This window comes from Streptomyces sp. NPDC002088, from assembly GCF_040296605.1.
Lineage (GTDB): Bacteria > Actinomycetota > Actinomycetes > Streptomycetales > Streptomycetaceae > Streptomyces.
This window is the reverse complement of record NZ_JBEOXO010000001.1, coordinates 116,920-131,359: the sequence shown is the minus strand read 5'-3', so window position 1 is coordinate 131,359 and position 14,440 is coordinate 116,920. Positions and strand designations below refer to the sequence as shown.

Genomic DNA, 14,440 nt, shown 5'->3' with positions numbered 1-14,440 from the left:
GAAGGACTTTCATGTCTGACGTCTCACGCCTCGGCGTCGTCGGCTGCGGCCTCATGGGCTCCGGCATCGCCGAGGTCGCCGCGCTGCGCGGCCTCGATGTCACCGTCGCCGAGTCCACCCCCGAGCTGGCCGCCGCCGGCCGCGACCGCGTCACCGCGTCCCTCGACCGCGGTCTGCGGCGCGGCAAGCTCACCGAGGCCGCCCGCGAGCAGGCCTTGGCCCGGCTCTCCTTCACCCACGACCTGGGTGAACTGGCCGACCGGCAGTTCGTCATCGAGGCCGTCGCCGAGAACCGGGAGGTGAAGCTCGAGATCTTCCGTCAGCTGGACAAGGTGGTCACGGACCCGGACGCCGTCCTCGCCACCAACACCTCCTCGATCCCCATCGTCGACGTCGCCGTCGCGACCGGCCGCGCCTCCCAGGTGGTAGGCCTGCACTTCTTCAACCCCGTACCGGTACAGAAGCTGGTCGAGGTCATTCCCGCCCTCACCACCAGCGCCGACACCGTGGCCCGCGCCCGCGCCTTCGCCGTCGAGCGGCTCGGCAAGGAGGTCATCCAGGCGCCCGACCGCTCGGGCTTCGTGGTCAACGCGCTGCTGGTGCCGTATCTGCTCGCCGCGATCCGCATGGTCGAGTCCGGCGCGGCCCGCCCCGAGGACGTCGACAGCGGTATGGAGCTGGGCTGCGCCCACCCGATGGGTCCGCTGCGGCTCCTCGACCTGATCGGCCTGGACACGGCGCAGGCCGTCGCCGAGTCGATGTACGAGGAGTTCAAGGAGCCGCTGTACGCCGCTCCCCCGCTGCTGCAGCGGATGGTCGCCGCGGGTCACCTGGGTCGCAAGAGCGGCCGCGGCTTCTACGCGTACGACGCCTGACCGCACTCTCCCATCCTCGGCGAGCCGGCCGGACATCCGACGGCCGGCTCGCTGCGACCGACCAGGAGGCACTGATGTGGCCGACGCATCCACCCTCGGCCGAGCTGGCCGCGCAGTACCGGGCCCGTGGGGCATGGCGGGATCGGCCGCTCGGCCGGTATCTGGAGCGCGCCGCCGCTGTGTGGCCAGGCGCGCTCGCCGTGGTCGACGGTGAGCGCCGTCTCACTTTCGCCGAAGTCGACCGGCAGGCGACGGCGCTGGCCGCGGCCCTGCACAGGCGCGGCATCGGGCAGGACGACGTCGTCTCGTTCCAACTGCCCAACGTGGCCGAGGCAGTCGTGCTTTTTCAGGCGATCATGAAGGTGGGGGCCGTCGCCAACCCGATCGTTCCCATCTACCGCGGGCATGAGCTCCGCTTCATCCTCGGCCAGGCACGAACGAAGATCGTGTTTGTGCCCGGCCGTTACCGCGACTTCGACTACCCGAGTCTCTACCGGAGTCTGCGCGAGGACCTTCCCGAACTACGAGACGTCGTGGTCGTCGACGGCGGCACAGGCGTGGAAGAGGTCCTTTCCTGGGAGGCGTTCCTGGACTCGGCCGGGCCGGATCCGGCGGCCACCGTACGCGCGCTGCCCGAGCCCGATCCCGATCAGGTGTGCCTGCTGCTCTACACGTCGGGAACGACCGCGGATCCCAAGGGCGCGCTCCACAGCCACAACACGCTGGTGTTCGAGAACTTCTCCATGATCGACCAGTTCGCGCTCAACGAACGCGACGTGATCTTCAACCCCTCCCCGGTCACCCATGTCACGGGGGTGAACTGCGCACTGATCCTGCCGTTCCTGCTCGGCGCCCCCGTGGTCCTCCACGACCTGTGGGATCCGCAGCTCGCGTTGCGCCGGATCACCGGCGCCGGGGCGAGCTTCATGATCTTCTCGACGCCGTTCCTGACCGATCTGCTCGGTGCCGCCGAGGCGGCGGACGTGACGACGCCGACGATCCGCTACATCGTCTGCGGCGGAGCGGACATTCCCGATGAACTCGCCCGCCGCGCAACGGATCGGCTCGGTGTGGTGACCCGTATGTACGGGGCGACGGAAGGCCCCTCGGTGACCGCGGCCACCCGCTGGGACCCGCCGGAGGTCCGCATCCGCACCGACGGTGTGCCCCTGCCCCCTACCGAGGTCATGGTCACGGACGGTGCCGGCGGGCCGGCTCGGCCCGGCGTCCTCGGGGAGGTGCTGTGGCGCGGTCCCGACACCTGCCTCGGTTACCTGGACGGCAGGCTGAACGGGGCCGCGTTCACCCCGGACGGCTGGTTCCGCAGCGGCGACCTGGCCCGGTTCGACGCGCACGGCGCCCTGCGCATCGAGGGGCGGATCAAGGACATCATCAACCGTTCCGGGGAGAAGATCAGCGTCCACGAAGTGGAGAACCTGCTCAGCGAGCATCCTGCCGTCGCCGAGGTCGCCGTCGTCGCCGGGCCCGACAGCCGGACGGGCGAGCGGGGCTGCGCGTTCGTGGTGCCCCACCAGGGTTGGGATCTGACGCTTGGTCACATCAGCGAGCATCTGACCGCCCGCGAGGTGGCGACCCGCAAGATCCCGGAGAGCCTCTTCATCGTCGACGCTCTTCCGTACACCGCGAGCGGCAAGATCAAGAAGTTCGCTCTCCGGGACTGGCTGCGCGACCGGGGATCGACCGCGCAGCAGACGGCGGACTTGGCGGTCCGCGCCGTCTACGAGCGGTGAGGTGACGTCACGGCACCCGTCGGACGCCGCGCCGCAGTTCGTCGGCGCAGCGCTCGGCCATCATCATCACGGTGGTGTTGGTCGGCACGGCAGGGATGTCCGGCATGATCGAGGCGTCGACGACGTACAGCCCGTCGACGCCGTGCACCTTGCCACGCTGGTCGACGACTCCGGTCGGGGTGCCCTCGGCGCCCATCGCACAGGTGCCCACGGCGTGGCAGTAGGTGTTCTTTCCCTGCAGGACCGCACGGGTGAGGTCGGCGTCCGTGGTCACCTCGGGTCCCGGCCACGTCTCGGCCCGTACGTACTTCTCCAGCGGACCCGAACCCATGATGTCCCGGACCTGGCGGATGCCGGCCACCATGCGCCGCATGTCGTCGGGGTGCTCCAACAGGCCCAGCCGGATCCGAGGGTCGGCCTCGGGGTCGCGGGAGGTGATCTCCACACTGCCCAGCGAGTACGGTCGGACCACGGCGAGCGGCACCAGCATCACCCCCGGCTCCATGGTGAACGGCAGCGCGTGCAGGTCGACTTCGCCCTCGCTGTCCGCGCCTGCCGAGGAGAAGGCCAGCACGGTCTGCAGAGGCGGGTTGAGCTCACCGACCGCTTCCTCGTCCACCGCATACGTGAGGTACACCATCGGGTGGTCGCGAAGGTTCCTGCCGACGCCTTCGAGGGCCTGGACGACGGGGATGGACAGCTCTTCGAGCAGCCGCCGCGAGCCGACGCCCGAGCGCATCAGGATCGCCGGGCTGCCGATGGCCCCGGCGGAGGGGACGACCAGGTCGGCTTCGAGGCGGGCTCCGTCGGCGAGGATCACCGCGCGAGCTGTGCCGTCCTCGGTGAACTCCACGCGGTCGACGGTGTGTCCGCCGAGTACGGTCAGGTTCTCGCGGTCGCGGGCCGGGCCGAGGTAGGCGATGGCCGAGCTCTGGCGGATGCCATCCTTGCGGTTGAACGGGGTCGGGCCCGCGCCGCGCCGGTCGGCGCCGTTCATGTCCTGGTGGACGGGGTGGCCGGCCTGCGCGCAGGCCTCCAGGAACGCGGACATGACCGGGCGCAGTCCGTTGCCGTCGGTGAAGCGCTCGATGTGCACGGGCCCGCCGGTGCCGTGCAGCTCCCCGCCGACCGGGTCGTCCTCCAGTTTCTTCAGATACGGGAGGATCTCGTCCCAGGACCAGCGGTCGCTGCCGAGTCCGGTCCAGCGGGCGAAGTCCTCGGGGGTGGGCCGCAGGGCGTTGGCGCCGTTGACGGAGGAGGAGCCGCCGATGACCTTGCCGCGCAGGACGGGCAGGACGCCCTGCTCGACGATTCCGAACATCGGGATGCTGTCGGCCTCGGCGACATGGTCGGCCGACTCGTAGCCCCAGTCGTGGGTGGTGAACCCGAACTGGTTGGCGTCGAGCACCTCGGGGGCGGTCTCCTCCGGGGTGCGGTAGTCGGGGCCCGCCTCGACCAGCGTGACGGAGTTCGAGGGGTCCTCGCTCAGCCGGGCGGCCAGGACACCACCGGCGGAGCCTCCGCCACACACCACGATGCGACGTGCCATTGCTACCTCTCTCTCTTCGTTGAGATGAAGGAACTCGACGGGCGGGCGCATCGGCCGTTCAGGGGCGCGCCTGCAAAAGCAGCCCCTGTCTCAGGGAGCGCCCGCCCGATGGCCTCGGTCAGGTGTTCACAGCGGCCTGGCCGCGAGGGCCTCCGCGGCCGCCCGTCCCTCCGCGACCGCGTGCGCGATGCGGCGCGGCACGACGCAGTCGCCCACCGCGCGGACGCTCTGGCCGTCAGCCGGAGTGAAGTCGGGGCGCCGCGGGTGCCGTTCGCCGACGGTCACCAGGACGTCGGCGGCGAGGTCCGTCTCCTGACCGTCCAGGACATGCCGCAGCCGCACACCCCCGGTGGTCGTCGAGGTCACGGTGTTCATCGCGACGATACGCAGAGGTGCGCCGCTGAGCCGGTTCATCAACTGGGTGCGGTTCTCCGGCGACAGGCCCGTCGCGAATCCGTTGCCAGGGGTGATGACCGTGACCTCGCGGGCTCCGGCCGCCAGCGCGCTCTCTACGGCGCTGATGCCCTGCCACCAGCCGAAGCCGTCGTCGAGGACGGCGACCCTGGGCGCGCTCGGCACGACATCGGCACACCGGTTGAGGAAGTCCGTACTGGTGAGCGTCCGGAGCTCGCCCGGCACGGGGACGACGGCCTCCTCGGCTCCGGTGGCGAGCACGATCTGGGAGTACTCCGCCAGTTCGGCGGAGGTCGGTGACGTACCCAGCAGCACACGTACGCCGAGGTCGGCGAGCTGGTCCCGCTGGTAGTCGACGAGCTTCTGCCAGCCGGAGCGGTGCGCGGCGAGGCCGGCGAGGCGTGCTTGGCCGCCCACTTCCCGGGCCCGGTCGAAGACGACCACTTCGCTGCCGGTGCGGGCGAGCGCCATCGCGCACTCCATGCCCGCGGGGCCCGCGCCCAGGACGGCGACGGGGCCGCTCCGGGAGCCGGGCCGGTTGAGCAGCAGCGGAACGGCGGGGCGGGCCGCGGCTCCGGGCGGCCCGAGCTCCGGGTTCACCGAGCACGAGCCGGTGGGTTCAAAGGTTCGGCAGCCCTCGTTGCAGCCCGTGCAGGGGCGTACGGAGCGTTCGTCGCCGGCGATCACTTTGCGGGCGAAGTCGGGGTCGGCGATGAACGGCCGTGCCATTCCCACCAGATCGGCCCCCGAGTCCAGCGCCCGCTCGATGTCGGCCGTGGACCGGAACCCCTGGCTGACCAGCAACGGCAGGGCGACCGCCGTGCGCAGCCGGGCCACGGACTCCAGCAGCGGCGGGCGGGTGGTGGCCATGCCCGGCACGTAGGTGTTGCGGACGCCGGTGGTGATGTTGACGTACGTGAAGGGGGACGCGGCGCTCAGGCGCGGGAGCAGCTCGATCAGGTCGTCCAGGCCGAGTCCGGAGTTCTCGCCGGGCTCCACCGACACCCGTACGCCGATGGGGAGTTCACCGATCTCGGTGCGGATGGCGTCGATGACCTGGGCGAGCAGGGAGATCCGGTCGCCGTACTCGTCGTCGCGGGTGTTGTTGACGCGGGAGAGGAACTGCGCGAGCAGGTAGCCGTGGCCCGCGTGCAGCTCGACGCCGTTGAAGCCGGCCTGCACGCTGTTGGCCGCGGAGATACGGAACGCGTCGACGACCCGGCGTACTTCTTCGGTGCTCAGCTCATGGGGCGCGGTCGCCTCACGGGGTGAGCGGACGGCCGCGGCGGAGACCGGCGCGTAGTAGGTGCCCGCGCCCAGGGTCTCCCGGCCGAGGTGGACGAGCTGTGCGATGGCCACGGCGCCGCCGTCGGTGATGGCCTCGGCCCGGCGGCGTACGGCGTCCTTGATCTCGGGGCGCCATGCCTCGGTCAGGTAACGCAGCGGCAGCGTCGACTCAGGGGCCACGGCGGTACCACCGGTGATCACCATGGCCGCGCCGCCCTGTGCCAGACGCCGCCAGTAGGCCGCGTCGGTCTCGGTGGGGGCGCCGTCGGCCACGGCGGCGGTGGCGTGGGCGGTGGCGACGAGGCGGTTGCGAAGGGTGAGACCGCCGAGGGTGAACGGCGCGGCGAGGCTGGGTGAGATGCGGGACGTCATGCGGCTCTCTTTCGGTTCAGGCGGCGGATCGGGAGGCGAGACCGATGAGTTCGGCGAGTCGTATCCGGTGCTGGTCCGCCGTACCGAACAGCACCTCACCGCTGCGTGCCCGGCGCACATACAGGTGTGCTGGGTGCTCCCAGGTGAAGCCGATCCCGCCGTGCAGCTGGACGTACTCGGCCGTCGCCAGGCGGAAGGTCTCGGAGCAGACCGCGGCGGCGGCGCTCGCGGCCACCGGCAGCTGCGGCGACGCGATGGCCACGCAGGCGGTCGCGTACGCGGATGCCGAGCGGGCCGCCTCCAGCGCGACCAGTACGTCGGCCAGCCGGTGCTTGACCGCCTGGAAGGAGCCGATGGGGCGCCCGAACTGGTGGCGCTGCGCGACGAATTCGACCGTGGCGTCCAGTGCGTGGCCGCTGCCGCCGACCTGCTCGGCAGCGAGCGCGGCCCGCCCGGCGTCGAGGGTCGCCGTCACCTGACCCGACTCGCCCACGGGAGTGGCGGGTGCGCCACGGAACTCCAGCAGCGCCTGACGGCGCGTCTCGTCCAGGACGCGGCGCGGTGTCCGCAGGCAGGTGTCCCCGGTCGGCTCGCACGCGAACAGCCGTACGCCGTCGGGCGTTTGCGCCCTTACCACGATCAGTTCCGCACCGGCCCCGTCGAGCACGAAGTCCGCCGCACCGCGCAACACCCAGCCCGCTCCGCCGTGCTCGGCGATGATGGCGGGCTCGTCGTCACGGAAGCCGGCCACGGAGGCGGTGAGCGTGCCGTCCGCGATCCGCGGCAGGTAGCGCTCACACGCCTGCCGGTCGCCGCTGCTGAGCAGGGCGTGCGCGGCGAGGACCACGGTGGGCAGCAGCGGTGCGCAGTACAACGCCCGCCCGGACTCCTCCAGCGCCACGGCGAGTTCGGCGAAGGTGAAACCCGATCCGCCGTACTCCTCGGGAATCGCCAGCCCGTGCACACCGATCTCACCCGCGAGCCGCGCCCACACCGCCTCGTCGTATCCGCGCGGGGTGGCCTGATGTTTGCGTACGTCCTCCGGGCCGCACGCTTCGGTGAAGAAGTCCCGCAGGACGGTGCGCAGTTCCCGCTGTTCCTCGGACTCGGACAGCAGCTGGGGATCGATCTCGGGGTGAGGACGGTGCATGGGGTCTCCAAGGCAGGAACCTGAGGGAACAGTGTTGGGGGTCGCCGAAGCCTCCTAGGGCGCGGCCACACGGCGAGGAAACGGGTCAGCGCGCCCCGGGCCCGGTTCCGTGCGGAACGTTTTCGGTGACCGCCTCCGGAAGCTCATGGCTCGGGTCGATCGAGATCGTCTTCGTCAGCAGGTACTCCCGCACGGCGTCCGGACCGTGCTCCCGCCCGAGCCCCGACCGCTTGAACCCACCGAACGGCGAACCCAGGTCGGCCGCGAAGGTGTTGACCGAGAACGTGCCGGTACGCACGCGCCGGGCGATCTCGAACCCGTGTGCCGTGTCCGCGGTGAACACGGAGCCCGCCAGTCCCAGATCACTGTCGTTGGCGATACGGACGGCATCGTCCTCGCCGCGGTGCGGGATGAGCGATGCGACCGGTCCGAAGATTTCCTCCCGCGACACCCTCATGTCGTTGTGTGCGTCGGTGACGAGTGTCGGTTCGTAGTACCACCCGCGGTTCAGCCCCGAAGGCCGGCGGCCGCCGTAGGCGATCGTCGCGCCCTCCTTGCGAGCGACATCCACGTAGTACTCGACCCGGTCACGCTGGCGCGAGGTGACCAGCGGACCGACCGCCGTGTCGGCTTCCATGGGGTCGCCGACCTTGAGCGAGGCGAATCCATCGGCCAGGGCTTCCGCATAGGCGCGGTACTGGGACTCGGGCACCAGCAGTCGCGTCTGGGCGACGCAGCTCTGGCCGGAGTTGGTGCCCACGCTGGCCCCGACGAGGGCGGGAAGCACGTCCTCCATCTTCGCGTCCTCGAGAACGATGGCCGCGGACTTGCCGCCGAGCTCCAGCACACACGGCCGGATGAGCTCTCCGCAGGCCGCCGCGATCCTGGCGCCGACGTCGACCGAGCCGGTGAAGCTGACCATGTCCACACCGGGGTGGCGCACCAGGTACTCGGACTCCGGTGCGCGCGCGGCGACGATGTTGAGGACACCGGGAGGCAGGCCGATCTCCTCACAGATCTCACCGACGACGAATATCGCCAGCGGGTTGGGTTCCGTGACCTTGACGACGACGGTGCAGCCCGCTATCAGCGCCGGTCCGGCCTTCTGGCCGATCGCCGGAAGCGCGAAGTTGTACGCCGGGAAGCTGGCGACGACGCCGACAGGTTCCTGGACGACCAGGCTGGCCCCGGCCATGGGGATGATGCTGCCTCCTGCCGACTTCCCGGCGAGTGCGGAGAGGTCGCTGACGCGCACCTCGGCCGTCCGCAGGCCTCGGCCGATCTCGGCGGAGTAGTTGAGGCTCATGACGGGCGACACGGTCTGGTAGACCTGCGACAGGAGCAAGGTGCAGCCGAGCTCTTCGGTGATCAGCTCGGCCAGCTCGGTCCGTCGCCTCTCGATCCCGGCCGCCAGACGGGAGAGGTAGTCGGCTCGTTCTGCCGGGGTGAGCCGGGGCCACTCCCCTTCGTCGAACGCGTGCCTGGCCGCGGCGACCGCGGCGTCGATGTCCTCCTTGGAGGCTGCCGGGACCCGCCCGATGCGCTGCTCCGACCTCGGGGAGATCACGTCGAAGTGGTCCGTGCCCTCGGCCCCTCGCCACGACCCGTTGATGAAGAAGGCCTTGTGGTCGATGCCTGTCATCTGTCCTCCTGCACATACGCGTCTGAGCGCCCCTGGCTCCGTCGATGGCAGCCTCGTGCGCATGGCCTGCGACGGTCCGGTCAGGGACGGTGTGTCATCTCGGTGGCGGTCTTTGCGGCTGTCAGTCCGAAGACGAGTGCCGAGGCGAGTCCGCCCGCGTAGGCGCGGTGCCACAGGCCGCCGGTGTCCGATCCGGCGGCGAGGAGCCCTCCGAGTGGCCGGCCGTCTTCGCGCAGCACGCGGGCCCGGTCGTCGATCCGTACGCCGTGGAACGGGAAGGTGATGGCCGGCACCGTCTCGATGACGTAGTACGGCGGTTCGTCCAGCGGCAGGCGGTCCAGCTTCCGGCCGGGCGCCGGCTCCGCCCCGGCCGAGGCATGTTCGTTGAACAGCTTGACGGCGTTGCGGATGCTCTCGCCCCCGTAGCCCCATTCCTCGGGCAGGTAGGCCAGCTCGTCAAGGTCCTCGGCCAGTCCGACCCGGCCGCCTCGCTTGCTCGCCAGGGCGAACTTGTCGACGGCGACGGCGCCTTCGACGTACGAGCCGACGATCCAGTCGCGGAACACGCGGGCGTCCGCGATGAGAAGACCACGGCTTTCGGGCTGCTCCAGCAGCGCCATGGCGGTGAGGTGGTCGCCGAGCGTCTCGTCGGTGAACCGCTCACCGCGCAGATTGAACAGGAGTGCGTGTTCGCTGTAATAGAGCGACATATCGACGAAGTCAGCCGGGTCGGCGAAGGGAATTCCGCTGGGAATGAGGTGGCCGTAGAAGCCGGCGTCGTCCTGGCTGGTGGCGGCGCCGGCCTGGGTGGCCAGTCGGTAACCGCCGCCGCGGCTGTGCGGGTTGGAGCGGAGTTGCATGCGGTCGGCGTGCGGGTGCACATGTGCGCCGCGCAGGGCGAGGTCGCCCTGGAAGCCGCCGGTCGCGATGAGCGTGCTGCGGGCCCGTACCTGCCTGCGCGTGCCATCGGCCGCCCTCAGGTCCGCTCCGGTCACGACTCCCTGCTCGACCACCAGCCGTTCGGTGTCGGTCTCGAGCAGCAACTCGCCACCGCCCTCCAGGATGAGGCGGCGGCAGGTGTCGACGTAGTGGTTGGTGTCGAACTGGTGCCCGCGGCCGAAGCTGAGGACACGCTGGGCATCCTTGGCCTCCACGCCGATGGAGCGGATCCAGGAGACGCCGTCGGCGAACCGGTCCACCAGCGCGCGCTTGAGCGCGATGTCTCCGTGCGGATTGTGCTCGTCCATGACGTCATGGCTGGGGGCGGTCCACGCGTAACCGGCGAAGCGTGCGGAGCCGCCGACGTCCCTGCCGATCTCGACGATCGCAACGGACAGACCGTCGCGGACGGCGCGGGCGCCGGCGGTCAGCCCCGCCATGCCCGCACCGATGATCAGCAGATCGACAGCTTCTGTGTGCACGCGGCTCTCCTTCGGCCAAGGGTTCGGCTGTCCTGTCGGGGCGCTGGTGTTCATCTGCCCACGCCGACAGCAAAACCGAATCCAATTCAAAGCGCAAGACTCCTGCACCGGACTCGATGACATACAACGTCGGCTGCGCATATCGCCGGGATGAAGGGTGAGAGGAACCATGCGTGCACGCTTCTTGACGCCACTTCAGTTCAGTTCCTACCTTGAAACGCCCGCCAGGGTCAATCAGTTGCACACTACAGCTACTGAGCCGGCGTCAGCCCGTTGCGACAACTCGCGCCCGGCGCAGCCCCGCACGAACCGGGCCGGCATCTCGGACCGGCAACTCGGGCCCGCATCTCGGACCCGCATCTCGGACCCGCATCTCGGACCCGCATCTCGGACCCGCATCTCGGACCCGCATCTCGGGTCGCCACCTGCGAAGGAGAAATGTATGGGAACCCTCGACGGAAAAGTCGCCTTTGTCACGGGCGCCGGCCGCGGCCAGGGAAGGTCGCACGCCTGTCGGCTGGCGGACGAGGGGGCCGACGTCATCGCGCTGGACATCTGCGCGGACGCCGTGGAGTCGGTCGGCTATCCGCTGGCCAGCAGCGACGATCTCAAGGAGACCGTCGCGCAGGTCGAGGCCAGGGGGCGTCGCGCCCTCGCGGGCGTCGCGGATGTACGCGACCTCGCTCAGGTGCAGAAGGTCGTCGACGCCGGACTCGCCGAGTTCGGCAAGATCGACATCGTCAGCGCCAATGCGGGCATCGGGTCGTGGTCCGTCAGTTGGGAGATGCCCGAGCGTGTGTGGCGGGACATGATCGACGTCAACCTGACCGGCGTCTTCAACACCGTCCGTGCGGCGCTCCCCTCGATGGTCGAGCGAGGAGAGGGTGGCTCGGTCGTCCTGACCAGCTCGACCGCCGGCCTGCTCGGCTACCTCAACACGGCGCATTACACGGCGGCGAAGCACGGGGTCATCGGGTTCATGAAGGTGCTCGCACAGGAGCTGGGGCCGCACCGTATCCGGGTGAACGCGGTCTGCCCCACCACGGTGAACACTCCCCTCGTGGTGAATGCTCCGACCTTCGAACTCTTCGCACCCCACATCACCAACCCGACGGCGGCTGACGTCCACGAGCCCTTCGCGGCCCTCAACATCCTTCCCGACGTCCCGTGGATCGAGCCCGAGGACGTCTCGGAAGCCGTGGTGTGGCTGTGCTCCGAGGCCGCGCGTTACATCACGGGCGTTGCCCTTCCCATCGATGCCGGTAACACCGTCAAGAAGGGCTGACGACGAGGGCCGCGACCGCCCGTGTGACGGACGCCCTGGGAGGCCGCTCACGACGCTCTGTCGTGAGCGGCCTCCTGTGCATGCACGCAGGGCAGTTGGGCCCAGGCGGCATGCGCCGACGGCGCCGTTGGCTGCTGATCCACGACACGAGTCAGCCAGGAGGTGGACCTCAGCTCTGTGCGACGGCCACGGGAGCGTCGTCCTGCCCGTCCAAGTCGTCCTGCCCGTCGAAGTAGGCCTGTTCGGCTCGGGCGAGGAACAGCGGGTCGGCAGGCTCACCGCGGACGGCGATACCGCCCTCGTGCAGCACGACCACCTCGTGGCAGGCGGACGCGGCGCGGCCGAGCGACTGCTCCAGCACCACGACCGTCATGCCCTCGCGGGCCAGTCGGCCGAGGCGCGCGTACACCTCGTCGACCATCGCCGGGGACAGACCGAGCGCCGGTTCGTCGACGATCAAGAGGTCGGGCCGCGCCATCAGGGCCCGGGCGATCGCCAGGATCTGCTGCTCGCCTCCGGAGAGCCCGGCGGCGGGTACGCCCATCCGCTCGCGCAACCGAGGGGGCAGCCACTCGGCGGTCTCCGCCAGTCGCGCCCGCAGATCCGCTCCCTTGATGCCCGCGGCGTACGCGGCGACCTCCAGGTTCTCCCGCAGGGAGAGCGTCTTGAACAGTGCGCGGCCCTCGGGCACCAGTGCGCTGCGCAGGTCCCCGCCGACCGCACGCCGGCCGCGGGTGGGCGGGAGCGTACCGTGCAGGATCTGGCCCAGCGTGCTCTTGCCCGCGCCGTTGGCGCCGACGACGCCGACGACGCTGCCCTGGGCGATCGTCAGGTCGACCCCGCGCAGAGCGGTGACTCCGCCGTAGGCGTGGTGCACACCGTCGAGGTGCACGGCGGCACGCTCGGTGCCGTCCCGGCTCGGGAGTTCGTCCCTGGCGCCGCCCTCACCCAGGTAGGAGGAGCGCACCCGGGGATCCTCCAGGATCTTGCCGGGGCTGCCCTCGCCGATCGGCCGGCCGAAGTCGAAGGCCACCACGCGGTGGGCGACGGCGAACAGGTCGTCGAGGACATGGTCGATGATCACGACGGCGGTGCCGCGCTGCTGCTGGCGTACGATCTGCCGCGCCAGCAGGGTGCGTTCACTGGCGTCCAGTCCGCCGAACGGCTCGTCCAGGATGAGCAGTTCGGGCTCCTCGGCGAGCGCCCTGGCCAGATCGAGGCGCTTGTGCAGGCCGAACGGCAACTCGCCCGGGTAGCGGTCCGCGACGTGCGCCAGGCCGACTTGCTCCAGAAGCGCGGCAGCTCTGGCACGGTTGTGCGCGGTGACACGGCGACGGGTGCACAGCACGTTCTCCAGGACGGTCAGCTCGGGGAACGTCTCGGCGTGCTGGAAGGTGCGCCCGATGCCGAGCCGGCGGCGGGCGGTGGCGCGGCTCTTCAGCAGGGGCATGCCGCGGTACTGCGCGCCGCCCTCGACCCGCCCGCCTCCGACGAGCCCGGACAGGACGTTCAGCAAGGTCGTTTTGCCCGCACCGTTGGGGCCGATGATCGCGAGGGTCTCGCCTGCCCGTACGGACATCGAGGCGCCTTCGAGTGCCTTGAGGCCGCCGAAGGTGACCGCCACCTCGTCAAGTCGCAGCAGCTCGGCAGCGGTTGCCTCCGGTGCGGGTACGGGCCGTGGTGACTCCTCGGGCAGCTCCACGGGAGCCGGGGATTGTGACGCGGGCCGCCGCAGCAACCGGCGGGCCATCCGCCCGAGGAAGACGACTGCTCCGCCCGGCAGGAACAGCAGCGCGGCGATGAGCACGACTCCTTGGAGGATCGGCTGCGGTACCCCTGCGTTCTCGGCGGCCGTGGGCACCCAGGTCAGGTATGCGCCACCGACGACGGGGCCCAGCAGCGTGCCCGGGCCGCCGAGCACGCACGCGGCGATCAGCGAGATCGCCAGTGCCAGCGAGAACGGTTCCGGGCTGACGAACCCGACGACCAGAGCCAGCAGTACACCCGCCAGCGCGGCGAACGCGGCGCTCACCGCGAAGGCCAGCGCCGACTGGGCCTCCGGCGCGATGCCGATCGAACGGGCCGCCATCGGGTGGGACTTGGCCGCGACCAACCGCATCCGCAGGGAGCTGGGCCGAGCCAGCGCGGCCACCGCGAGCGCGATCCCGGCCGCGCCCACAGCGACGTACTGTGCCTGCGTGCCGGCACTGGCGAGCGTGCCGAGCCCCAGGGCGCTGTCCAGCTTCGCCATCGCGATGCCCTGGTCACCGCCGGTCACGCTGATCCACTGCCCCATCACCTCCAGCGACACCATGGTGAACGCGAGCGTCAGCAGGGCCACGTAAAGCATCGAGAACCGCGCGCCCGCGGCCCCCAGAAACATCCCGAAGGCCGCGCTGCACGCCATCGCGCCGAGCACCACGACCTCCAGCGACCAGCCGTGCGTACTGCCGTACGCCGCGAAGTAGGCGCCCATGGCGAAGAACGCGGGATGGGCGATCGACCAGATGCCGGCCCAGCCCGCGAGCAGACCGACCGAGAGGACGAGCACGGTGTAGACCGCGGCGAGCCCTACGGAGTACGCCTGGTACGGCGGGATGGCCCCGGCGGCCAGCACGGCGATGAGTGCGGCAGCGGCCAGTGGCCCGAGGGCCGCCTTGGCGAGGGTGGAACGACTGACGACAGACATGGACC

Annotated in this window: 9 protein-coding genes; 3 read left to right on the top strand and 6 right to left on the bottom strand. The window is 70.6% G+C overall.

Features of this window, described 5'->3' with window-relative positions; all coding sequences use genetic code 11:
* Positions 1–11: 11 nt before the first annotated feature.
* The gene (locus tag ABT114_RS00575) at positions 12–875 is read left to right on the top strand and encodes a 3-hydroxybutyryl-CoA dehydrogenase (RefSeq protein ID WP_351136996.1); all 864 of its coding nucleotides are present in this window, start codon (positions 12–14) and stop codon (positions 873–875) included.
* 74 nt (positions 876–949) lie between these two features.
* Positions 950–2,626, top strand: coding sequence for an AMP-binding protein (locus ABT114_RS00570; protein ID WP_351136994.1), 1,677 nt, complete (start codon positions 950–952; stop codon positions 2,624–2,626).
* Between the two features lie 7 nt (positions 2,627–2,633).
* Here ABT114_RS00570 and ABT114_RS00565 read toward each other — a convergent pair whose 3' ends face one another.
* The 5 genes from ABT114_RS00565 to ABT114_RS00545 all read right to left on the bottom strand — a co-directional run bounded on the left by ABT114_RS00565 (position 2,634) and on the right by ABT114_RS00545 (position 10,461).
* On the bottom strand, positions 2,634–4,175 hold the full coding sequence (locus ABT114_RS00565; RefSeq protein WP_351136992.1) for a GMC family oxidoreductase: 1,542 nt from the start codon (positions 4,173–4,175) through the stop codon (positions 2,634–2,636).
* 126 nt (positions 4,176–4,301) lie between these two features.
* On the bottom strand, positions 4,302–6,248 hold the full coding sequence (locus ABT114_RS00560; protein WP_351136990.1) for an oxidoreductase: 1,947 nt from the start codon (positions 6,246–6,248) through the stop codon (positions 4,302–4,304).
* 16 nt (positions 6,249–6,264) lie between these two features.
* A complete protein-coding gene (locus ABT114_RS00555; protein WP_351136988.1) occupies positions 6,265–7,398 on the bottom strand; it encodes an acyl-CoA dehydrogenase family protein in 1,134 nt (377 codons plus the stop codon).
* Between the two features lie 85 nt (positions 7,399–7,483).
* A complete protein-coding gene (locus tag ABT114_RS00550; RefSeq protein ID WP_351136986.1) occupies positions 7,484–9,040 on the bottom strand; it encodes an aldehyde dehydrogenase in 1,557 nt (518 codons plus the stop codon).
* A gap of 80 nt (positions 9,041–9,120) precedes the next feature.
* The gene (locus ABT114_RS00545) at positions 9,121–10,461 is read right to left on the bottom strand and encodes an FAD-dependent oxidoreductase (RefSeq protein WP_351136984.1); all 1,341 of its coding nucleotides are present in this window, start codon (positions 10,459–10,461) and stop codon (positions 9,121–9,123) included.
* Positions 10,462–10,903: 442 nt separating this feature from the next.
* Here ABT114_RS00545 and ABT114_RS00540 point away from each other — a divergent pair, with 442 nt between their 5' ends.
* Positions 10,904–11,746 carry a mycofactocin-coupled SDR family oxidoreductase gene (locus ABT114_RS00540; RefSeq protein ID WP_351136982.1) on the top strand — a complete coding sequence of 281 codons (843 nt, stop codon included), beginning with the start codon at positions 10,904–10,906 and terminating at the stop codon, positions 11,744–11,746.
* 169 nt (positions 11,747–11,915) lie between these two features.
* Here the strand turns inward: ABT114_RS00540 and ABT114_RS00535 are convergent, their stop codons facing one another.
* Entirely contained in the window at positions 11,916–14,435 is a 2,520-nt protein-coding gene (locus tag ABT114_RS00535) for an ATP-binding cassette domain-containing protein (RefSeq protein ID WP_351136980.1), read from the bottom strand.
* Positions 14,436–14,440 lie beyond the last annotated feature (5 nt).

Bases quoted from the DNA above. Each gene is read 5' to 3' on its own strand.
- ABT114_RS00575 (WP_351136996.1), top strand. From the start codon at position 12: ATGTCTGACGTCTCACGCCTCGGCGTCGTCGGCTGCGGCCTCATGGGC.
- ABT114_RS00570 (WP_351136994.1), top strand. From the start codon at position 950: ATGTGGCCGACGCATCCACCCTCGGCCGAGCTGGCCGCGCAGTACCGG.
- ABT114_RS00565 (WP_351136992.1), bottom strand. From the start codon at position 4,175: ATGGCACGTCGCATCGTGGTGTGTGGCGGAGGCTCCGCCGGTGGTGTC.
- ABT114_RS00560 (WP_351136990.1), bottom strand. From the start codon at position 6,248: ATGACGTCCCGCATCTCACCCAGCCTCGCCGCGCCGTTCACCCTCGGC.
- ABT114_RS00555 (WP_351136988.1), bottom strand. From the start codon at position 7,398: ATGCACCGTCCTCACCCCGAGATCGATCCCCAGCTGCTGTCCGAGTCC.
- ABT114_RS00550 (WP_351136986.1), bottom strand. From the start codon at position 9,040: ATGACAGGCATCGACCACAAGGCCTTCTTCATCAACGGGTCGTGGCGA.
- ABT114_RS00540 (WP_351136982.1), top strand. From the start codon at position 10,904: ATGGGAACCCTCGACGGAAAAGTCGCCTTTGTCACGGGCGCCGGCCGC.
- ABT114_RS00535 (WP_351136980.1), bottom strand. From the start codon at position 14,435: ATGTCTGTCGTCAGTCGTTCCACCCTCGCCAAGGCGGCCCTCGGGCCA.